The 22,632-nt window shown below is 52.8% G+C and carries 19 protein-coding genes and 1 riboswitch; of the genes, 4 read left to right on the forward strand and 15 right to left on the reverse strand.

Annotated elements, in window-relative coordinates:
- Positions 1-81 precede the first annotated feature (81 nt).
- Genes PCI15_RS12995 through PCI15_RS13005 form a run of 3 tightly spaced genes read left to right on the forward strand, consistent with a single transcriptional unit; the run spans position 82 to position 3,153 of the window.
- Positions 82-957, forward strand: a complete 876-nt coding sequence (locus PCI15_RS12995) for a putative selenate ABC transporter substrate-binding protein (protein ID WP_271270382.1) — start codon at positions 82-84, stop codon at positions 955-957.
- Positions 957-1,613: an ATP-binding cassette domain-containing protein gene (locus PCI15_RS13000; RefSeq protein WP_271270383.1), complete on the forward strand. Its 657-nt coding sequence runs from the start codon at positions 957-959 to the stop codon at positions 1,611-1,613. Before PCI15_RS12995 ends, PCI15_RS13000 begins: the two co-directional genes overlap by 1 nt.
- Before the next feature lie 7 nt (positions 1,614-1,620).
- Entirely contained in the window at positions 1,621-3,153 is a 1,533-nt protein-coding gene (locus tag PCI15_RS13005; protein WP_271270384.1) for a PhnE/PtxC family ABC transporter permease, read from the forward strand.
- Position 3,154: 1 nt separating this feature from the next.
- On the opposite strand, the gene PCI15_RS13010 is transcribed toward PCI15_RS13005, so the two are convergent.
- The 14 genes from PCI15_RS13010 to PCI15_RS13075 form a co-directional block, all read right to left on the reverse strand.
- Positions 3,155-3,955 (reverse strand): substrate-binding periplasmic protein, encoded by an 801-nt coding sequence (locus PCI15_RS13010; RefSeq protein ID WP_271270385.1) that lies wholly within the window; start codon positions 3,953-3,955, stop codon positions 3,155-3,157.
- 154 nt (positions 3,956-4,109) lie between these two features.
- Positions 4,110-6,128 (reverse strand): methyl-accepting chemotaxis protein, encoded by a 2,019-nt coding sequence (locus PCI15_RS13015; protein WP_271270386.1) that lies wholly within the window; start codon positions 6,126-6,128, stop codon positions 4,110-4,112.
- A 279-nt stretch (positions 6,129-6,407) separates the two neighbouring features.
- Positions 6,408-7,607: a hypothetical protein gene (locus tag PCI15_RS13020; RefSeq protein WP_271270387.1), complete on the reverse strand. Its 1,200-nt coding sequence runs from the start codon at positions 7,605-7,607 to the stop codon at positions 6,408-6,410.
- A 2-nt stretch (positions 7,608-7,609) separates the two neighbouring features.
- Complete coding sequence (locus tag PCI15_RS13025) at positions 7,610-8,416, reverse strand: outer membrane lipoprotein-sorting protein (protein ID WP_271270388.1); 807 nt, start codon at positions 8,414-8,416, stop codon at positions 7,610-7,612.
- Positions 8,403-10,769, reverse strand: coding sequence for an efflux RND transporter permease subunit (locus PCI15_RS13030; RefSeq protein ID WP_271270389.1), 2,367 nt, complete (start codon positions 10,767-10,769; stop codon positions 8,403-8,405). Before PCI15_RS13030 ends, PCI15_RS13025 begins: the two co-directional genes overlap by 14 nt.
- A 95-nt stretch (positions 10,770-10,864) precedes the next feature.
- Positions 10,865-11,608, reverse strand: a complete 744-nt coding sequence (locus PCI15_RS13035; protein WP_271270390.1) for a TetR/AcrR family transcriptional regulator — start codon at positions 11,606-11,608, stop codon at positions 10,865-10,867.
- Between the two features lie 168 nt (positions 11,609-11,776).
- Positions 11,777-12,250: a LabA-like NYN domain-containing protein gene (locus PCI15_RS13040; RefSeq protein ID WP_271270391.1), complete on the reverse strand. Its 474-nt coding sequence runs from the start codon at positions 12,248-12,250 to the stop codon at positions 11,777-11,779.
- 32 nt (positions 12,251-12,282) lie between these two features.
- Positions 12,283-13,863 (reverse strand): DEAD/DEAH box helicase, encoded by a 1,581-nt coding sequence (locus tag PCI15_RS13045; protein ID WP_271270392.1) that lies wholly within the window; start codon positions 13,861-13,863, stop codon positions 12,283-12,285.
- Positions 13,864-14,015: 152 nt separating this feature from the next.
- Positions 14,016-14,363 (reverse strand): DOPA 4,5-dioxygenase family protein, encoded by a 348-nt coding sequence (locus PCI15_RS13050; protein WP_271270393.1) that lies wholly within the window; start codon positions 14,361-14,363, stop codon positions 14,016-14,018.
- 78 nt (positions 14,364-14,441) lie between these two features.
- Positions 14,442-14,747: a S24/S26 family peptidase gene (locus tag PCI15_RS13055; protein ID WP_271270394.1), complete on the reverse strand. Its 306-nt coding sequence runs from the start codon at positions 14,745-14,747 to the stop codon at positions 14,442-14,444.
- Between the two features lie 73 nt (positions 14,748-14,820).
- The gene (gene sodN / locus PCI15_RS13060) at positions 14,821-15,321 is read right to left on the reverse strand and encodes a superoxide dismutase, Ni (protein ID WP_271270395.1); all 501 of its coding nucleotides are present in this window, start codon (positions 15,319-15,321) and stop codon (positions 14,821-14,823) included.
- A gap of 104 nt (positions 15,322-15,425) precedes the next feature.
- Positions 15,426-15,854, reverse strand: a complete 429-nt coding sequence (locus PCI15_RS13065) for a DUF2753 family protein (protein ID WP_271270396.1) — start codon at positions 15,852-15,854, stop codon at positions 15,426-15,428.
- A gap of 10 nt (positions 15,855-15,864) precedes the next feature.
- Entirely contained in the window at positions 15,865-17,241 is a 1,377-nt protein-coding gene (locus tag PCI15_RS13070) for a class II fumarate hydratase (RefSeq protein WP_271270397.1), read from the reverse strand.
- 26 nt (positions 17,242-17,267) lie between these two features.
- Positions 17,268-17,621, reverse strand: coding sequence for a hypothetical protein (locus PCI15_RS13075; RefSeq protein WP_271270398.1), 354 nt, complete (start codon positions 17,619-17,621; stop codon positions 17,268-17,270).
- Positions 17,622-17,934: 313 nt separating this feature from the next.
- Positions 17,935-18,155: riboswitch (FMN riboswitch) on the forward strand.
- Between the two features lie 147 nt (positions 18,156-18,302).
- Between PCI15_RS13075 and ribB the strand changes: the two genes are divergently transcribed.
- Positions 18,303-18,968, forward strand: coding sequence for a 3,4-dihydroxy-2-butanone-4-phosphate synthase (gene ribB / locus PCI15_RS13080; RefSeq protein ID WP_271270399.1), 666 nt, complete (start codon positions 18,303-18,305; stop codon positions 18,966-18,968).
- Between the two features lie 43 nt (positions 18,969-19,011).
- Here the strand turns inward: ribB and PCI15_RS13085 are convergent, their stop codons facing one another.
- Positions 19,012-22,464: a bifunctional diguanylate cyclase/phosphodiesterase gene (locus PCI15_RS13085; RefSeq protein ID WP_271270400.1), complete on the reverse strand. Its 3,453-nt coding sequence runs from the start codon at positions 22,462-22,464 to the stop codon at positions 19,012-19,014.
- Positions 22,465-22,632: the final 168 nt, after the last annotated feature.

The raw sequence follows: 22,632 nt of genomic DNA on the forward strand, positions 1-22,632 counted from the left end.
CCCCCCGGATATGTAAGAATGCGCGCCGCTGAATCCGCACAGATTCGGCGGCCTGTTATTCTGTTCATCAATGAGCTCACAATGAAACTAAAACACACTCTGATTGCCTGTCTGGCCGCGTTATCCGGCAGCCTGGTACACGCCACACCCACCTTTGTCTTTACCGCCATTCCTGATCAGGACGAAACCCGTCTCAAGGAACGCTTCGCCCGGGTATCCGAGTATCTTGAAAGCCAGCTCAAAACTGACGTTCGGTTCGTACCGGTTAAATCTTACGCTGCCGCCATCACCGCCTTTCGCAACAATCAGGTTCAGCTGGCCTGGTTTGGTGGCCTGTCGGGCGTTAAAGCACGTCAGTTGGTGCCAGGTGCTCAGGCGATCGCTCAGGGCGTGGAAGATCCAAACTTCAAATCTTACTTCATCGCCCACAGCAGTACCGGCCTGACCGCCAACGCTGATGGTGGCACAACCACCCTGCCAGCAGAGATTAAGGGCAAGACGTTTACCTTTGGCTCTAAAGGCTCCACATCGGGCCGGCTGATGCCTGAATTCTTTCTGCGCAAACAGTTTGACCAGGCCCCGGATGATATCTTCAGCCGGGTCGGCTTCAGCGGCAACCATTCGCGGACGATTGCTTTAGTTGAATCCGGCGCTTATCAGGTGGGTGCCGTCAACTATAAAGTCTGGGACAGCAGCGTGGCAGCCGGTACCGTTGATACTACAAAGGTAAACATCATTGCGGAAACACCGGGATACCCGGATTATCAGTGGACTGTACGGGGCGACCTCGACAGTCAGTTTGGCGAAGGCTTCACAGCAAAAGTAAAACAGGCTCTGCTCAGCATGAAAGACACCGAACTGCTTAACAGCTTCCCGCGCAAAGGCTTTATTCCTGCCAGCAACGAAGACTTCCGTTCCATTCTTGAAATCGGCAAACAGGTAGGGCTGATTGACTGATGTCAGCCATCGCCCTTGAAAACCTCAGCGTTCATTACGGCAAACAGCAGGTCATCAGCCCTGTTACACTGCACCTGGATACTGATCAGCTGACGGTTTTCATCGGCAAGAGCGGCGGTGGCAAATCATCGCTGCTCAACCACATTTATGACCGCCTGTCGGCCCGCCGTAACATCGCCCTTATTCCACAGGATCTCGGGCTTGTCGACACCCTTTCAGCGTATCAGAACGTCTATATGGGCCAGTTGCAGCGCCATTCTACCCTGTATAACCTGATCAACCTGATCCGCCCCAGACAAGCTGACATAACAAAGGTTTGGGAACAGCTGGACCAACTGGATCTGGCAGACAAATGCTGGCAGCCGGTTGGTGAACTCTCCGGAGGGCAGCAACAGCGTATTGCCATCGCCCGCGCACTGTATCAGCAGGCCGACTTGCTGATTGCCGACGAGCCCTTTTCTGCTCTCGACGGCCCGAGAGCCAGCCAGGCCATGCAACTGCTGCGTAAGCAATATCCGGGGGCCATCGTTGCACTGCACGATCTGGAAATAACATTAAAATATGCAGACCGCATTATCGGCATCGCCGACGGTCAGTTGGCGCTGGACCAGCCCGCCACCCGCCTGACCCAGCAAAGCTTGCTGGACTTCTACTGACACCGGCATGAACATCAGCCAGCGTCCGGGCTTACTCAGCCACACTCCCCGTCTGCGAATCAGCATCTGTTTCTTACTGATTGCCGCCGGCTGCCTGTTTCTGGCAGACATATCCATCACCAGTATCAACCCAATGCTGGAAATGCAGCGTTTTTTCAGCGCCTGGTTACAACCGGATCTGAATATCCTTGGCAGCGCCGCCGATGCACTGATAATCACCATTGCTTTTGCCCTGCTGGGCGTCGCGCTGGCGGCATTCTGCGGGCTGTGTCTTGCCACTCAGTTTCACCGTCGCTGGCTGCGAATACTCTGCGCGGCCCTGCGTTCGGTTCATGAATTATTCTGGGCGCTGATTTTTCTGCAATGCTTCGGATTGCATCCGCTCACCGGCCTGCTTGCCATTGCGCTACCCTACAGCGGCGTCTTCGCTAAAGTGTATGCTGAAATTCTGGAAGAGACCTCCGCCAGCCCCGAACGGGTGATCGCCGGCAACAGCAGCCGCTTAACCAGTCTCTGTTACAGCCGGATCGCCCAGGCCTGGCCACACCTTGTAAGCTATACCCGCTACCGCTTCGAATGCGGCATCCGCTCCAGTGCCATTCTCGGCTTTATAGGCCTGCCCACACTTGGCTACTATCTGGAGGCCTCATTCAGTCAGGGCTATTATCATGAAGTTGCCAGCCTGCTGCTGTTATTTTTCGCGCTTATCGCCAGCATCAGACTCTGGTGCCACCAACGCCTGCTACCACTGTGGTTGCTGGCCAGCCCCTGGCTGATAATCTCTGAACATTTCAATCCGGCGGGACAGGCCAGCATTCAGTGGCAAAACATTGTGCGTTTTTTAACTTCAGATATCATCCCTGCACCGTTACGCAACGCAGATGCTTTATGGGCCCCGGAAACGCTGACAGCACTCCTGCAATGGTTTGAAAATATTTTCAGCCACCAGATCCTGCCAGGCATCTGGAACACACTGATCCTGACTCAGATCGCCCTGGTCATGACCGGTATCATCGCCTTGGTACTTTTCCCGCTGGCATCAAAACTGTTTATGAACGCCACCGGCCGCAGCGGCGGCAAACTGCTGCTGATCATTGCCCGTTCAACACCGGAATACCTGCTGGCTTATATTCTGCTACAACTGTGGGGCCCCTCCATGCTGCCGGCCATTGCGGCGCTGGCCCTGCATAACGGCGCACTGATTGCGCACCTGCTGGCTAAGCGCAGTGAACACCTTCCATTGCGAAAAGATGCTGTCACCGGCTTTAAGCGGTACGGATATGAAGTATTGCCGCGCATTTATAATCCGTTTATGGCAATCCTGTTTTACCGCTGGGAGGTCATCATGCGTGAAACCGCGATACTCGGCATCCTGGGTATTTACACCCTCGGATTCTTTGTCGACAGCGCCATTCAGGAGATTCGTTTTGATGTGGCCATGTTACTGATTATCAGCGCGGCAATGCTGAATATTGTTGCAGATCATGTGGCCGGAATGCTGCGTAAGAAACTGAAACTGCAACAGATAAGCAGTTGCTGACTTACTCAGTCACAGCCACCGGCAACAGACGGCTGGTGAAACTGTCAGTGATTTCCAGCACAGTGCCTTCATTCCACATATCCTGAAGATGCGTATTCACCGCCTCAATCAGCAGTTTCTGGTTAAGCGGCGACTTCCTGGAAAAAATCATATACGCGGGACGGGGCTCATGCAGCGGCGTTTTCAGAGGCACTATTTCATTACTCATTCCCATCTCATACAACGCATATAAGCCTACGTGCCGCTCATTGACATAGGCATCAACCCGGCCACTCATCAGCATCTGAAAACCACTGGCCATCGAATTAGTTTCATAAGACGTAAACTGCCCGCTTTGCCTGGCATGATCAAACTGGGGGTTAATGCTGAATCCCGCCGGCACACTGATCCGCTTACCGGACAGATCCGCAACTGAATCAAGCGTAAAACCGTCGCCCTTACGAACGAACACACTGAAAACCGTGCGATGAAGGGGTGCTTTGGGGTAGGTTGCAAACACTTCCCGGTCAGCGGTTTTATACGCGGTCAGTAAAACATCCGCTGAGCCGGTTTTAATATAATGAAGGGCCCGTTTCCAGGGAACGCACTCGATCTCGTAGGTCATTTCGAGCCGGTCAAACAGCTCCGCAATCAGCTCGATATCAATACCGTCCGCCTGATTCTGTTCGCACCAGATAAACGGCTTAAAATCTGTCAGGGCAATAATCCTGAGCGGGGGCTTTTCGCTGGCAGTGACAGCAACAGATGAAACGGATAAAACAATAGCAACCCATAACAACAAACATCTTGCTGTATTAGCCATACTGTTATTTTCCTGCGATCAGCCAATGAGAAATGATGCTGCTGAACAATCATGCAGCACGTCAATATAGACTAAAACTAGCGACTGACGGAGGATGGGTCAACTGAAATTTTGCCGGCCCGCCAAACAGCGGACCGGCCTAAAACTAAGCACCTCAGATACGGAACTGACTGACCTGTTCCTGCAGTGCCCGGGCAGACGCCTGCATCTGCTGGCTGGCATCTGAACTGGCATGGGCCTGCTCTGCCGCCTGACGGGAGCGCACCTGTAATGACTGACTGCTCTGACTGATCTGTTCAGACGCACAACTTTGCTCTTCTGTGGCACTGGCCACATCAAGCATGCGCTCACGTACCCGCTGGGTGGCCGCCTGAATCTGACCCAGCAGCGCCTCAGCAATGCCGGCCTTTTCAACGCTCTCAGACACCCGGGATTCCCCTGCCCGCATTCGCTCAGAAGCCTGCTTGGCATTCAGCTGTAACTTGGCAACAACCTGCTGAATTTCCTTGGTTGAATCCTGCACCCGCTGCGCCAGCGTACGCACCTCATCTGCGACCACGGCAAAACCACGGCCCTGCTCGCCGGCACGGGCAGCTTCAATAGCCGCATTCAGTGCCAATAAATTCGTCTGTTCAGCAACGGCATTAATCACTTCTACCACATTGCCGATATCAGCGCTGTCCTGCTCCAGCTTGCCAATCGAACCAACCACCTCAGCAAACTCAGAATTAAGCAAATTAATCGACTGTTCAACCCCGGCAACAGCCTGCTGCCCGTCCAGCGCCAACTGAGACGTAGTATCGGCCTCTGCCGATACAGAACTGACATTTTCCGCGACATGATGAATGGAATCGGCAACCTGAGTAATCGCAGCCGACACCTGAACGATCTCTTCACTGCTGGCCTGCGCAGCCTCCTGAAGCTGATCACTGCCCACATATATCTCTCCGGATACATGTGCAACGTCGTCACCGGAGGCCCGGACTTTTGCAATCACTTCTGAAAAGGCTTCCAGCATCGCGCTTACCCGAAGCTGGAGACGCACCAGCTCGTTTTCACTCTGTGCATCCGGCGCGCGTCTGAACCCTGCAGTAAGATCCCCCTGCCCCACCAGCGTCAGCACACGTCCAACCTCTTTGAGCGGCGCCAGTGCACGGCGTAAAAAGACTGACAGTAATACCACCAGCACCACCACCGCTATACACGCCATGGCCATCAGCAACCAGAGTAAAGGCTCAACCTGACGGGTGTATTCATCCTTGTAGCTCACTGCAAACACCGTCCACGGACTGTTTCCCGCCTGACGGTAACTGACCCTGACCCCGCCATCATGATTCGTATCACTGTATTCAAACGCACCGGTGCTATCACTCAGTACATCTTTATAACCGGCATTGCTGTAAACGGCGGTAAGGGAGTCCCCCTGATTGCGCCGATCGGCAATGAGTTTACCCGCCAGTTTGTTTGCTGCGTTATACACCAGCCCCGCATATCCTGAGTCGCCGAACCGGGTCATCAGCAGGTTATTACGCAACTGCTTCAGTAAATCAGATGTCGGGAAGCCCACATACAGAATCGCAACCACTTCACCGTTAGCCGTTACCGGTGTGTACTTGGTCATATAATCAGTACCGAACAGGTGCGCTTCACCCAGGTACACTTCACCGCGCATTAACTGCTGGTATCCGGGATGCCCCTTACCCAGCAACGTACCGATAGCCCGTTTGCCCTGCAGATTCTTCAGTGATGTGGTGACCCGCAGAAAGTCATCCTGATAACGGATGAAAACCGTCGCATTACCCCCGGTCATCCGGGCAAACCGGTCTACCTGAGAAAAGTTCAGATTGACCACCTCGCCGTTATGCGTCACCCGCGGGCTGGCATAGGCACCGACCTGAACCGTTTTCTCACGGTCGAATACCAGCCCGTCGGGGTAAAGCCCGTTGAAGGTGGTCGCCAGGCGTTCGGTGTTATCAATGATGGTGCCATACGCGGTATCCAGCTGAGATGCCAGTACCTCAACCTGCCGGTCCTGTGACTGCTCCGCCTGACTTATCAGCACGGTACGGGTTTCGTAACCCACCACACCGATCAGAATGGCCATGATTACGCCCACCAGCACAAACACCCCCAGGCTCAGCTGCCTGGTCAGGGGCCAACGATTAATTGCCATTTCATTCCTCACTACTGCTAGATAAACGGCTCCGGACTGAACCGCCTGACTTATTTTCAGGTTGTAACACACCTGTCATACTTGCAGCGCACTATATAGAAATGAGATTCATTTTCAATAAGACAGTAATACATATATGTCAATTTGGGTAATAGAAAACAAACAGCTGATTTACCTCAGTTTTTTATCACAGTTAAGGGTCATAAAAAGTGAAAAAATTATGCATTATGCATAAAAAACCGGAGCAGGCTCCGGTTTTATACGTTTGAAAAGCAGTGATCAGAAGTAGCGTTCAACCGTCAACTGAATACGGTCATCTTCCGAAAGCGCTACTGCAGGGTCAGCCGCCTTATCGGTACTGAAGAAACGGCCATCCAGACTGACTTTCCAGTCTTCCCCTACCCGCCGACTGGCCTCAACGAAGAAGCTGCGACTGCCGTAGTCAGCATCAATGCCGCCCCCCAGCAGAATTTCCGTACTGGCTTCATCATTAAGGGTAAAACGGGTACCGACAAAGACATCGTTCTGCGCAGCTGAAGTGGCGTCTTTACCGCGCTCATCCCAGCCATATTCCAGCAACAGACCTAAATCCGTGTTGGTTTCACTGATACCGTAAAAGGTGTATTCAACACCGCCCTGAAAAGCGGTATAGCGATCATCCTTGCTGTCACGGACAATGGTTTCAACCTTCCAGAGCCAGGAATCAATGGTCGCCTGACCGTCAAACCCCAACTGATCAATCTGCTGATACACCGGCACCAGTTCGATTTTACCGCCAATACTGCGGGTTTGCAGCAGCGGCTCACGGTTAGTACCACGGAACCAGTAAACACCCAGATCAAAGACATCAATGCTGTGACTCCAGCGCAGCGCCAGATCCACGTGCTTATCTTCCGCCGAGGATTCATACTCGGCTTCATCCGTATTGACCACCAGACCGGAACGCAGACGACCGTCCTGCCCGGCGAATGTCCGCTCCCGGAATCCGGGCAGTATGAAGGCGTCCACAATGCCCCAGTCATAGACCAGAGAAAGGTTCAGCATAGGCTGGCCCAGCTTTTCCTCACCGTCGAAGCTTTCAACACCGTCCGTCTGGTTGATAATGTCTGTGAGGTGCTGAAATTCGGTCACCCCCCAGAAGACTTTACCCAGACCGGCCCGGAACTCCCAGCCATCACCGACTCTCAGCCAGTTCAGCTCACGGATATCCCCATGGGTACGCTCACTGTCCTGTTCGTCGTAACGGAAAAAAGGTTCAAAGATGATTGAGTCTTCGCCATCATTCCACTCCCAGTAGAACTCCGGTTCAATACTGAACGACAGATTGGTATCGTAATCCTGCCCGGCAAACTGCGCATCTTCAGTGAAGCCCTGCAGCTGTCCGGCCACCTTACCCGACACCTCAAAAAAAACATCCTCAGCACTGACAGCCACCGGCGCGAACGCCAGTGCTGCCACAGCCATTTGCCTGAACGCCATGGTTAACGCGCCCGTTTCAGGGTGTTTTTATTAAAATCAGAATCTTTCAGACCGGTACGGAAGTTATAGCCGGACCACTCAAGATCGGTGCCTTTGCCGTTTTGGTGATTAACCATGGTCTGAAGATCTGCACGCCAGTACTGGCCCAGGTACTGCTGATAACCGTTGAACGTCAGGGTTTTCAGCAGGCTGTCTTTGCGGTCATAAAACTCGACTTTTTCAGTGCGGTATTCTGCCTGATCCAGCCACACGACACGGCGGGTGTAACCGGAGTTTTTATCCACCGGATACTGTTCAACCACGAAGCACTGGCCCAGACCACAGGCCTCATCACGCAGGTACTTATAGGTGTACTTTTCAATCTCAAACGAACTCAGATCTTCAAAGGCAAACTCAGACCCCATGAAAGGACCGGACTTGTTACGGGACGCAATACGCTTAACCCGCTTCAGTGCCGGCAGATACAGCCACTGATCATCCGCACCCACCGGGTGAGAGAAACTCAGGAATGCTGTGCCTTTCACATCGCGGGGCTTATCGAAAACCGTCAGGCTTTTATCACCGTCGTTGTCAATTTCCAGGTTTTTAATCCGGATTTCCCGGACACTTTCTTCACCCTGCTTATTACGCAACACCATCAGCATCTCAGCCTGCATATCACCCCAGCCAAGGTCACGCTGCTTGGCTTCCTGGGATATTTCAAGGCCGCGCTCTTCAGCCGTCTGAGCCAGCGTCAGAGAACTCATCAGCATCCCGGATGCCAGCAAGCCGGCGCCCAGTACAAAATTAAAAGACTTAGTTACTTGCATGTTGCTCTCCAGCAGTCACAGTAGCAGTTACAGTTTCAGATTCTTTTTCAGCAGCATCTACCGGCGCTTCAACCCGGCCAGCATCAAGCTTCATCAGCAACGGCGGCAGGAAGAAGAAATCCACAATCAGGGCGATCAGAATGGTGACCGCGGTCAGTAAGCCCATATCAGCATTCAGCTTGAAGCTTGATAAAGACAGCACCATGAAGCCGGCAACCAGTACAAAGGTGGTAATCCATAAAGCCCGGCCAACGCTGCCAAAGGCATAACGAACGGCGGCTTCAGGATCAGCCTGCTTATTACGGCGGGCATGCAGATACTTACTCAGGAAATGAACCGTATCATCCACCACAATACCCAGGGTCATACCGGCCACAACCGACAGACCAAGGCCCACCTGACCATCGATCAGGAACCAGACACCAAAGCCCATTGCCGCCGGCGCCAGGTTAGGAATCAGACTGATCAGACCAAAGCGTACGGAACGTAACGCGAAGCCGAGTAATATTGAAATCAGCACCAGTGCCATGGCAATACCGGACAGCATACTCTGAATATTCCGCTGACCAATATGCGCAAACATCAGGTTTGGTCCGGTCACTTCCACTTCAATATCCGGCGCATTGGCAATAAACCAGCCCTGAATACGTCTTTCCACCTGAATAAGTTCATTACTGGACATATTGGTCATGGTGGCAATGATCCGCGTCGCTGACTTATCAACGTTAAGCTGATTATTCAGATCCAGCCCGTATGGCAGTGACATTTCATACAGCAACAGGTACTGCGCCGACAGCTCGCGGTCATCCGGCAGACGGTAATAACTTTCATCATCCGCGTGCATGTTCTTGTTCAGACGCATCAGCGTATCAGATAAAGTATTTACGTGATCTGTTTCCGGCTGTTCGCGCAGCCATGCACTGAATTCACCCAGCACTTTCAGGTAAGCAGGGTCATTGATACCACTGGACTCACCACTGCCCAGCGAGATTTCAAGCTGCGTCATACCGGACAGGTTATCCTGCATGAAGTCCGTTGCCTGACGGAAAGGCACCGACTCATCAAAGTACTTCACGAAGTCATCGTTCAGTTTATTCTGTGGCAGGAACACGATCAGGCTGGCCATGATCACAGTCATCACCGGCAACAGCACGCGACGGTTATTGGTAACAAACCCCGCCAGAGAACGCATCGAATCCCGCTCTTCTTCCTTACGCACCTTCACACGCACCGGCAGAATCATCAGCAACGCCGGGAACAGGGTGACGGAAAGGATAAACGCCAGCATCACGCCCACAGCAACAATGTTACCCAGGTCACGGAACGGCGGTGAGTCAGAGAAGTTCATGCTCATGAAACCAATCGCGGTGGTCACACTGGTCAGCAGAATCGGCTGGAAGTTAACCCGCAGGCTGTCCAGAATCGCTTCACGCTTTGCCACACCCAGACGCATCTCATATTTCATGGTACTGAGAATATGAATACAGTCAGCCACCGCCAGCGTCAGAATCATCGTTGGCGCACTGGCTGAAGGGCCGGTCAGGAACAGTCCGGCCCAGCCTGCCAGCCCCATTGCACCGGCAATACTGGTCGCAACAATCAGCACTGTTGATAGCGTACCGGTGAAGCTGCGCAGTAACAGTACCATTGCGATAATCACAACCAGGAACATGCCCGGTACAAGGGTGGCATTATCCTGCAAAGACGATTCGGCAAAGCTGTTGTTCATCATCACGATGCCGGACAGCTGAATGCTGATATCAGGGTTCGCCTGCATATACTTCTGCTGAATTTCGCGAACCTTGGTGACAACCTCCGGCACTTCGGTAACCGGATCAATGCCCGGCAGGCGTACGGTGACGTTCACGACCGCCACGTGACCCGTCTTGGAAATCTGGTTATTTAACAGCAGTGGTTCGTTAACCGCGACCTGACGTACCCGGTCAAGTGCCGCCTGATCCAGCACAGCACCCTCCAGCACCAGGTCTTCCACTATCATGTCGTCTTCTTCCGCCCAGGTATGCTGGAAGTTAGTAATCGAATCAACCCGGGTAGAATACGGAATCTGCCAGGCATCTTCCGTAATCTGACGGATCATCTCCAAACGTTCCGGAGTGAACACGTCACCATCAGCCGGAGCAATTACAAAAGAAGCATTATCACTCTTGTTGTAAATGTTCTGCATGGCCTCATATGCGAGTAACTGCGGATTGTCTTCACTGAAAAACACCCTGTAATCGCTCTTAAATACCAGATTCTTACCACCGTATGCAGCACCCACTATCAACAGAATTGACAGTAAAGCCACCCATACAGGATGCTTAATCACCGTTGAGAAAAGTTTTTCTTTCATTTCTCTGCCTTTTTGACGAATCGTCATTATAAAGGTTTAAAAAAACGGCATTTCTGCCGCGCCTGTTTTTGTTATATTGCTTTTAAATCAATCAGTTAACCACCGCAACGGGCCATCAGCAACTGTACTTCAGTTGCAAAATCTTCCCGCTTTAAACGTTCAACTGTCTGTTCAAAATTGTAATCCCGCAGCAAAGGAAGCCACTGCAGGCCGTCAAGATGTGTATGCACCGAAGTCATCACCACTTGCTGAGGACACAGCTCACCCCGCACGACGCAATCCTCAACACCTTTCGCCATCAGGGTGATCGCACCAAAAGCAGAAGCCCAACCGGTATAGGCGATTTCCTCGAGGGTCAGTTCGTTGGGATTCTTACAGTCACCGTTATCCAGGGCATCCTGAATAATACCGCCAACGCTGGCGAACAGTGTTTGTTCAAGTTCATGATGTTCATCACGGCGTTTTTCAGAAGCCTTTTCAATGACCCCCGGAGCTTTGGCACTGACTACCAACATAAACAGCATTGGATAAATCTGCGAATAAATAAGGTATGCAAACATCAGCGCCAGCATCCGTTCCCGGGTGCTGCCTTCAAACAGATATGCCCGCCGAAAATATCCGCCCAGCAATCCCATTCCCCGGTTACACAACGCCAGAAGCACGTCTTCCTTACCGGTAAAATGGCTGTAAACCGTACCTTTGGAAAATGGCACTTCCTTCACCAGCTTATCCATGGTCAGGCCTTCTACCCCAATCTTACCGAGCAGCAGGACTGCCGCATCCAGCATCTGCTGTTCGCGGTCATGGAGGGTACGTTCATCAACCTGGCGTGGACTCATTCAATTCTCTTTACTTACTTAACTTACCGGGCACATGTGTCAGTCACATGAAGCTTTAGTGACGAATCGTCAATTATAGAGATATAGCGCCTTATGACAACTGAAAAAGTTCAGTTTATTTATGACTGGTGAGTAAATTTCAGGAAAGTGCAGTGGCGGTCAGCGCCGCTACTGTAACAGTTCATCTTCAATCGGAAAGAATGCGTTTACACTGTTTATCAGGGCGTTAGCCGTGAGGCCGGGCACGCCGTAAGCATCAGCCACCACTGCATGGTGTTGCTGAATATGTTGCATGAGCAGATCAAAATCCCCGTCACCGGACAGCAAGACAACCCGGTCCACTTCGCTGGCGGCCTGCATGATATCGATAGTGATCCCTACGTCCCAGTCACCTTTGGCAGTGCCATCGCTGCGCTGGATATAAGGTTTCAGCTTCACATCAAAACCAATGTGCCGTAACGCCTGCTGAAACCCCATTTGCTTATCATCACCACGGTGAATGGCATAAGCATTAGCCAGTACAATTTCCCCTTCGGCACTCAGCCGTTGCCAGAGCTTGCGGTAATTGAACTGGCGGTTATACGCCTGACGGGTGGTGTAGTAGAGATTCTGCACATCGGCAAACACGGCGATCTTCATCATTTTCACCTTTCTCCCTTACACCTTTTGAGCGTTTAAACGGCCCGGTTTCCGGAAGCTACTCGTTTACGGGGTGCATTACCCGCCGGGCGCTGCGCACCGGACTGATCATTGCGGCGCTGGTTACCCTTTGCCGGACCACGGGACTGGCCATTAGCATTTGACGGTTGCCCCTGCTCAGCCCGGTTACCGTTTACAGCGGGTTTTGACCCGGAACGGCGGCGTCGGTTAGCCGGTTTGGCCGGATCAGCCGCCTGGCCATCCCGGTTTGGCCCGGAACGGGATTCTCCCCGGCTATTCCCTTTGGCCTGGCTGTCGCTGCGGTGGCGTTTATTCTTACCGGCAGGCTTATGACCCCGGGCATTATCCGCAGAGCGCTGACCATCTTTATGCTCACCGGACTGGCGTTCACCCGCGGCCCGCGGTTTCGGCTTTTTCGGCTTTTTCTTTTTCAGTGTTTTCAGAGGTTTTTCCGGTAACGGCTCAGACGGTTCAAAACCTTCTACTGACACCCGCTCAATCAATTTACCGGTCAGGCTTTCAATACCTGTCAGCTGATCCAGCTCTTCAGCACAGACCAGAGAGACTGCTTCACCGCTGGCCCCTGCACGTCCGGTTCTGCCGATACGGTGTACGTAATCCTCCGCCACATTAGGCAGGTCGTAATTCACAACCTGTGGCAGCTGTTCGATATCCAGACCACGGGCGGCGATATCTGTTGCAACCAGCGCACGGACCTCACCGGCTTTAAAGTTCGCCAGCGCACGGGTACGCGCGCCCTGGCTCTTGTTACCGTGAATGGCTGCCGCGGTAATACCCTTCGCTTCCAGCTGTTTGGCCAGACGGTTCGCACCGTGTTTGGTACGGGTAAACACGATCAGTTGCTGCCAGTCATTATCTTTAATCAGCTTAATCAGCAACGGCGCCTTACGGTTCTTATCTACCGGGCTGAGCCACTGCTTCACGCTAGTCGCCGCAGCATTACGGGGCGTCACCGAAATTTCAACAGGATCATTCACCAGCCCTTTGGCAAGCTGGCGAATCTCATCTGAAAACGTGGCTGAAAACAGCAGGTTCTGGCGACGCGTCGGCAACAATCGCAGGATTTTACGGATATCATGGATAAATCCCATATCCAGCATCCGGTCTGCTTCATCCAGCACCAGTACTTCCAGATGATCAAACTTCACAGCATTCTGGTTATACAGATCCAGCAAGCGGCCCGGTGTTGCCACCAGCACATCGGTGCCTTTGCAGAGCTTTTGCATTTGCGGGTTAATTTTCACACCACCAAACACCACAGCAGAACTCAGCTTCAGGTATTTACTGTAATCAACCACACTCTCACCCACCTGAGCGGCCAGCTCACGGGTTGGTGTCAGAATAAGCGCCCGGGCCTGATTGGCTTTCGCCCGCGGCCCGTCTTTCAGACGCTCAAGAATTGGCAGGGTAAAGCCTGCGGTTTTGCCGGTCCCTGTCTGGGCTGCAGCCATCACATCCTTTCCATGGATAACTGCTGGAATCGCTTCCGCCTGTATCGCTGAAGGCTCTGAATAGCCCTGTTCGCTAACGGCATCAAGCAATGGCGTCGATAAGCCCAGATCGGCAAAACTCATAAAAAATGTTTCTCTTGGTTGGCAAGTAATGGCGAGAGATTCACCGGCAGACTCTTGTCTGATGTAACCGGCAATATCCGAAGTAAAGAACCGGCGCGAAGCTTACAGCAGGCTACCGCATAACACCAGTGAGACAGCTGGATAACGGCGCTTTAGCGAAACATTTCCAGATTCAGAGGCACAGCATCCCCCAGCCAGTAAGCATAGTCAGTGTGATCTTTAAGATTGTCACCGGTTAAACCGTGCACCAGAACGCTCAGACCCTGGCGGTGTTGATCCAGCCAGGGCACAACGTTATCGAAGTCAGCCGCTACAAAACTCAGTTGACAGCTCCAGCAGGGATGCGGCCCGACAAGACGTTCATGCACCCTGCCAACCTGAACATTCAGCGCCTGACCAGCCTGTTCACACAATGCTGTGGCAAAGGCCAGCGTGCTGGCATCAAAATAGACATGGGCGTGATAAGCGGGATGAAGATTTCGGGGATACAGATCAGACATAGCTTTAAACAACTCAGGCAAATAAGAACCAGAGCATCATAGCAAGTCTGCCCCCGGACCGGGACTAAAAATTCAGATTCAGCCGGTGACAGCAGAGTGTCTGGCGATATGCCACACCACACGGCCAACCAGGGTTTGGCTGGGCTGCCAGCCCATTACTTCGCTTGGGGTACTCTGCGGACCATCACCACTGAGCCACATATCGTCACCGGTACTGAGATTGGCGACGCGTTTAATGATCCGGCCTAAACGGGGATGCTGAATCACCACAACATCCCCTTTCTTCAGCGGCATTAAAGGCAGAGGCTTAATACAGAGCACATAGTCGCCATCGGCATACGCCGGCAGCATACTCTGGCCATCCACACGGTGAATACTGATCATTACGCAACCCTGCCTTTATTAATGGAACTGAAACCCTTAACCCGGCTGCTCAGCCAAGCTTAGGGCCGGCTAATCAGCCAAGCTTAGGATAGGTCACCTGCATCGCAGGCGGATACGGGCACTCAGCAGTAAAGGTCTCTACGCCTTTGGTCGTCCAGAAACTTGCCGCAAACTCATTCACCAGCGCCAGCAGCTTCTCACCGTGTTCACGGCTGATGTTCTGCTTGCAGGCAGATCCGGTCAGCATAATGCTGTGTACCAGTTCATTGGTATTCGGGAACTGATCAAACTGCGGCTGTTTGAAGTAGTCACCCCAGATAACCCGGACCTCTTCCTTAACCTTTGCAGCATGGGTTTCTTTTTCCTGCATCAGGCGGCCAAGCTGAGCCTGCTCTGCCAGTGTCAGGCTGTCTTTATCTGCCAGTTCCTGAATCAGATCCATAAAACGGATCACACTCAGTGCAGCGATCTGGGCAATCTGCGGATCATAAATCTTGCAGGGAATGTCGCAGTGAGCTTGCGCTGCAGAAAACTGACAAATGGCGTCAAGCTGTTTAAAAATACCGTGGATCATTATTTACTCCTATCATAGTAAAGCGTGCAAAACCGGCAGCCACGCCGCCACCCTGCACTCAGTGGTCATTCCGTTTCCGGAAACCTTGTTATTTCGTTACATTGCTACCCCGCCAGAAGCTCTGCTTCATAGCGGTCCTGCAATGCCCCGACCTGATCAGGGCGGTGTTGCTGATTAAATTCCAGCAACGCCTGATACGTACGCCGAAGTCCCGATAACAGCGCCTGATACCGCGGCGAATCAGATTCTGTTGCAATTTCCTGCAACAGGCTGTCATGCACCCGGTCAAGTTCATTACCGGCCATCTCGGGCTGCAACCGCCGCAAGTACAGATCAGCCAGATTGTGATAACTGATGATCACCACCGCGACGGCTTCAGCGGGGTCTTCCCAATATCTGAATAAATGCCAGGCCAGCTGTTTGGCAGACTGGTAATGCGCCACTGCAGCAAACAGCTGATGGGCATTGAAGCACTCATTACCCGCCTGAACCTGTTTCTGCCAGCGTTTCATTTTGAGTATCTGATTGCTCATATATCACCGCCTATAATCCGCCTTCTGTCAGTTTCTGCGGGTCCAGCAAAACTGCCAATTCTTCACGGGAAAGATCCGTTCCCTCCACCGCAACATCCAGGATCGGACGGCCTTCACGGTAAGCTTGCTTGGCGATTTCCGCCGCCCGGGCATAACCGATAACAGGATTCAGCGCCGTCACCAGGATAGGATTACGGTGCAGTGCTTCAGTTAATTTCGCTTCATTAACACTGAAACTGCTGATTGCTTTATCCGCCAGCAGCCGGCTGGTACTGGTCAGTAAGCCAATGCTCTTCAGCAGGTTTGCCGCAATCATCGGTAACATCACATTCAGTTCGAAATTACCGGACTGGCCACCCACACTGATCGCCGTGTCGTTACCCATCACCTGTGCTGCAGCCATGGCTGCCGCCTCCGGAATCACCGGATTCACTTTGCCCGGCATAATGGAAGATCCCGGTTGTAGCGCCTCCAGCGAGATTTCGCCCAAACCGGCCAGCGGCCCGGAATTCATCCAGCGCAAATCATTGGCGATCTTCATAATGCTGACCGCTGTTGTTTTCAGCTGCCCTGAAACCGCAACCGCCGTATCCTGCGAACCGATGGCTGCAAACCTGTTATGACAGGGTGAAAAACTGTAGCCGGTGAGTGAGCTTAAACGCTGCGCAAACAGCGCAGCGAACTGCTCATGGGTATTCACCCCGGTCCCCACCGCTGTGCCGCCCTGTGCCAGTTGCTGCAAGGCAGGTAACAGTGCTTCCAGGTGCTCGCGATTCTGCCGGATCTGGCTTGCCCAGCCGAGTAATTGCTGATCCATCCGTACCGGCATGGCATCCATCAGGTGAGTCCGGCCGGTTTTACAGTAGCCGGCAACCGCTGTTGCTTTGGTTTCAATTGTGGCCTGTAAATGCTCCAGCGCCGGTAGCAGCTGATCCTGTATCTGTAAGGCTGCACTGATATGAATCGCACTGGGCACCACATCATTGCTGCTCTGGCCAAAGTTCACATGATCGTTTGGATTGACTTCATCCCCCAGCGCCCTGCTGGCCAGCGTTGCAATCACCTCGTTGGCATTCATGTTTGAACTGGTGGCTGAGCCGGTCTGAAAAATATCTACCGGAAAGTGATCCATCAGTAACGGATCGCTGCTGAGCAACTGACAGCTGTCACTGATTGCATTGGCAACCGCTGCAGAAATACAGCCCAGCTCCTGATTCGCCTGGGCAGCGGCATTTTTAATCAGCAGCAGGGCTTCAATGAATGGCCGTGGCATAGCCTCATCACTGATCGGGAAGTTGTTAATCGCCCGCTGAGTCTGCGCGCCATACAACGCGTTTTCAGGTACTTCCAGGCTACCCATACTGTCTTTTTCGATACGTGTTTTCATAGTGACTCCTCAAGGCCCGGAACGGCTTACAGAAAATAATTACTTAATACTGACACTTCACGATAGCAGCGCCTGACGGCCTGCCGCTGCTGTTGGGATCTGGCCAGCCGGCCGAGGGCAAGCAACGGCCGGTAGATATGATCCATACAGAGCCGGCGCCAGTGCACCGGCACACAGCAATCGCAAATCGTTTCCAGCAGTAACTGATAACAAAGTATATATGCCTGGCGCTGCACCGGACGCGGCAACTGACTAACCAGCCTGTCCGCTTCATCAAGATACTCTTTGACCCGTTCCGGACGATCCGGGCTCAGGCCTAAACGGATCGCCTGTCCGTCCGGGAGGTGTACTGAAAGCTGGTCGATTATCTGTTGGCTCAATCGGATCTCCTTAGCAGATACTCCGCCGGTATCTGACTAACTGCTGCTGAACGTTTGCCGGAACTGCCAGGGAAATGATACCGATCATCAAAGCACTAACTACAAACGAGAATTATTCGCATTATATTTTACAATTCTATTCAGGTAAACCTGTATCTCCCCTGCTTTCGCATAATTAAACCCATGGATTTTCAGGGGTTTTTAAGCCTCAGCAAAGGTTAAAAGCCTGCACAGGCTCAATAACGACAAGGCTACTGAAAACACTAGACTCCGGATTAAATTTAGCCGACTATCCCCTCACCCGGCACAGCCGGGAAATTCTCAGGGCGGGGTGCAACTCCCCACCGGCGGTGATAAAAGACCAATCCTCTTTTTAAGCCCGCGAGCGCCCGGCAAACTGCATTGCTGACAATCTCAGTGATGATCAGTGCCGGGGTCAGCAGATCTGGTGATTTCACAGAAACAATCCAGAGCCGACGGTAATGCCAGTGTTGTCAGTCAGACACTGCTGAGTCCGGATGGAAGAGAATGAACAACATCCCCTGCTTCAGCCGGTGTGTTACCTGCTGAGTGCAGCTATGTATGTCATATCTGATGGCGGAGCTTGCTGTGCAAACAGCAGATGCCTGCTGCCGTTCCTTATGCCCTGATTCTGGAACTATTACGCATTTAGGTAAAACCATGAATCAGTCTGAAATTTTTACAAATCCATTTACTGAAAGCACCCCTGCTGAGCGCATCAGCCTGGCACTTGAAACCCTGCGGAACGGACAGGGCGTACTCGTGGTCGACGATGAAGACCGGGAAAACGAAGGGGATATAATCTTTGCCGCTCAGAGCCTGACCGTGCCCCAGATGGCCATGCTGATCCGCGAATGCAGCGGCATTGTCTGCCTGTGCCTGGATGAAGACCGGGTCCGTCAGCTGGAACTACCACCGATGGTCACCGACAACAACAGCCAGTACGGAACCGCCTTTACCGTCAGCATTGAAGCCAGCAAAGGCGTCACCACCGGCGTCTCCGCTGCCGACCGTGTCACCACCATAAAAGCGGCGATTGCAAAGCGCGCAGTACCGTCAGATCTGGCCCGGCCCGGACATGTTTATCCGCTGCGGGCCCGTGAAGGCGGTGTACTGACCCGCCGGGGACACACCGAAGCCACCATTGATTTGATGAAGCTGGCCGGACTGGAACCCTACGGCGTGCTTTGCGAGCTGACAAATCCGGACGGCAGCATGGCGAAACTGCCGGAAATCGTCCGCTTCGGCGAAGCGAACAACATGCCCGTGCTGAGCGTGGAAGATATCGTGACCTGGCGGATGGCTGCGCTGTCAGAAAGCGCTTAACCGCCAAGACAGTATGTTACCGGGCGGTTCAGCGCCGCCCGGTTCAGGCAGGTACAACCTGACTGCAGACCGGCGAATATTCAGCAATAAAGGCTTCAAGCTCAGCCGCCGGCATGGGCCTGGCCAGATAGAACCCCTGGGTCAGGTCACAACTCAGCGAACCGAGAAAATCCAGTTGCTTCTGGGTTTCCACCCCTTCCGCAACCACCCGCAGGCCCAGAATATCCGCCATGGAAATTATTGCACTGGTCAGTTGCGCCGCCTCATCACGCTCATCCACATCGCTAATAAACGACCGGTCGATTTTCAGGGTATCAAACGGAAAACGCCCCAGATAACTCAGTGATGAATAGCCTGTGCCAAAGTCATCAATTGATAACCGTACACCCATTGCATCGATCACATTCAGGATGCTGTGATTACGCTCAGTGTTGTCCAGCAGGACGGTTTCAGTGATTTCAAGCTCCAGCGCCTGCGGCGGAATATCAACTTCCTGCAGCACCTTACCCACCAGCTCGGCAAAACGCCCCTGCCGTAACTGCTGCACCGAAACATTCACCGCTACGTACTGAGGCATACCGGGCTGCTGCCGCCAGGTTTTTATCCGGGAAGCGGCCTGATACAACACCCACTCCCCCAGCTCATTAATCACACCGATACTTTCCGCCAGCGGGATAAACACATCAGGCGTCACATGTCCGAGGGTTTCGTTGTGCCAGCGCAGGAGCGCTTCCACGCCCATAATCTGACCGGTTTTGGTACAGATAAGCGGCTGATAATGGAGCACAAACTCCTCACGCTGCAACGCCTTACGCAGCTCCAGCTCCATCTGCAGCAGTGCCTGCGCATGACGGTTCATTTCTTCAGTATAAAAGTGAAAATGGTTACGGCCGTCTTCCTTGCATTTATACATCGCGGTATCGGCATTTTTCAGCAGCATTTCCTGGCCTTCACCGTCATCAGGAAATACCGTAATACCAATACTGGCACTTACCGCCACCTCATGACCCCGGATGAACACCGGCTCACTACAAGCCTTAATAATTTTTTCCGCGATCAGCTCTGCTTCCATTGCCTCTTTCAGCTCAGGCAGGATCAGCGTAAATTCGTCGCCCCCCAGCCGGGCAACCGTATCCCCTTCCCTGACACAGCCGGTTAAGCGCCGGGACACTTCCTTAAGCAGCAGGTCTCCGGCATTGTGGCCGAGGTTGTCGTTGACAGTTTTAAAGTGATCCAGGTCCAGCATCATCAGCGCTATCCGGGTACCTTGCCGCTTTGCCCGGGCCATCGCATCCTGCAGGCGATCAAACGCAAGCCCCCGGTTAGGCAGCCCGGTCAGGGCATCATAATTAGCCTGTTCAAACAGTTTGTCTTCATGATTCTTACGTTCCGACAGATCAATGACACTGGTGATAATGGCATCACGGCTGCCGTATAACGCCACCTGAGAAGACAACGATGCCCAGAACCTTTCTCCTGCGTCCTGTCTGTCGATCAGCAGCTCGAAGTTATCCAGATGCCGCTGTTCCTTTATGAGTGAACAGAACCGGCGATAATCCTCAACACTGGAAAAATAATCCTCAAGCTGACTTCCCTGCAGTGTATCAATGGCACAACTGAACAGCTTTTCTGCCTGGGCATTGCCGTACACAATCCTGCCGTCTTCGGGACAACTGATAATGATCGCCATCGGGGAAGACTGAGCAATCGCCTGAAAATGCCGCTGACTTTCCCGCAGATCCTCACCCAGACGCCAGTTAAGGCGGCTTTCCCGGTACTGCAGCCAAAGGCTGATGCCGATACCGGTCGCCAGTAACAACAACAGAATCAGCAACAGACGGCTGCTTTGCTCAGGACGGTTATCATATGCACTCAGGCGCAACCACACCGCTTCATTCAGCTGGCTGATAGGCAGTACCCGGGTCAGACCGGTTAACGGCGTATGCTCAGCTTCGCCATAAATCACCTGACCTTCCCGGTCCACAAAATCCACCTTGTACCGGCTGCGCACATCTTCGGGCACCAGACCATCCAGCAGATATTCAATTTTATATACCGCCCCCAGCGTCCCGAGGAAACGTTCGCCGGTAAAAATTGGCACGTAGAGTTCAAATGCCGGATGCCCCTGAATCACCACAAACGGATTGGTATAGACCGGCTGACGGCTAACGTAAGCCTCATAAGATGCCCGTTTCGGCTCAGGTAATAAGAGCTTCAGGCCGACGACCTGCTTGTTCTCTTCATAAGGTGCCGTATCGCGGATAATGAAATCAGCATCCGCCCAGGTCACATTTACCAGCCCTGGGTGGTCATACACATAGCGGGATACCCGTTGCTGATAGGAAGTTTTTGAAAGCTGCCCCTGGCTGATCTGCTCCGCCAGCAACTCAAAATATTCCTGATGTGAACTCAGACGCCGGCGGATATCGTGCTCCAGCGTCGCCGCGGTGTTATTCAGCGCCAACTGTTCGCTGGCCGTATCATTGCGCTGCATAAACCAGTACAGGGCAACGGTTGCCATAAACAGCGCACTGAACGTCAGCAGCGGCGCTGCCCAGGTTGGAGGCCCCGGTCGCCCCGGTTGCACGTCCCGGTCGTCATCGGCGAAAGATAACTGCCCACGGAACTGTCGCCGCTGCTGGGTTAATACGCCAGTCACCAGCAGGAAGAAAGCCGCCAGCACACTTTCAAAAATCATCACGGACTGACGGATATGGGAATCAGTTCTGGCAGAACTCACGGCAGCCAGCTCCCACTGGCCATCAATCAGGTCAACACTGTGCACCAGGCGCTCATTGGTGAACATCTCGCTTTCACCGTAAAACACGACGCCCTGAGTGTCGCGGATAGCAATCTGCAAATCTGTTTCCGGATTTAACAATCCGGACTCCTGTAACAGCGGGGCCATATCGAGTGCCATCGACACCAGCCCCCAGAAATGACCATCCACGTTCACTGCCTGGCGGGCCACAACACCGTCACCGCCCTGCAATAACTGCATCGGTGATGTCAGTGCAATGTCAGACTGACGCATGGCCCGCAACGTCGCATGACGGCTTGCCCGTCGGGTATCACTGAGCAGATCATGCCCCAGTGCAGACTCGTTGCCCTGCAGCGGTATAACCTTGCTGATAACACCATCCGGAGCCACCGCAAAATTACGGATGCCCTTTGATGAGGTCAGTAAGCCGTTAATAAAGGTATCAAGACGCTGCCCTGAATCTTCTGGGCTCTCATCAGAAGACAGTAAGTCGGTTTCAACGTAGGAGGTAAGGCCCTGCAGAAGCGCAAAGCGTTTATTGAGAATATTTGCCAGATTCTGTGCGTAGCCGTCGACCTGTTGGTCAAACTGCTGACCGCGCTCTTCAACCAGATAGGTTTCAAACCAGTAAGATGCCTGCCACCAGATGACAGAAAAACACACCAACAGGGTTACAGAAGCAAAGTTTAAACGTCGCTTGATTGTTGCAGCCAGCAGGGACAGGCTCAGACTCATCAGGGATCACCATAACGTCGCGGTTCCATCCCTGGCGCGCAAACTCAAAACACGATTCAATAATACCGGACAGATAGTGCCAGCCAAAAATGATAACAGCTGGCTAAATGCGTTTAATATTTATTTTCAAATAAAACATATTATTAATAAATATCATTAAGTTACGAA

The organism is Aliamphritea hakodatensis (assembly GCF_024347195.1).
GTDB classification, from domain to species: Bacteria; Pseudomonadota; Gammaproteobacteria; order Pseudomonadales; family Balneatricaceae; genus Amphritea; species Amphritea hakodatensis.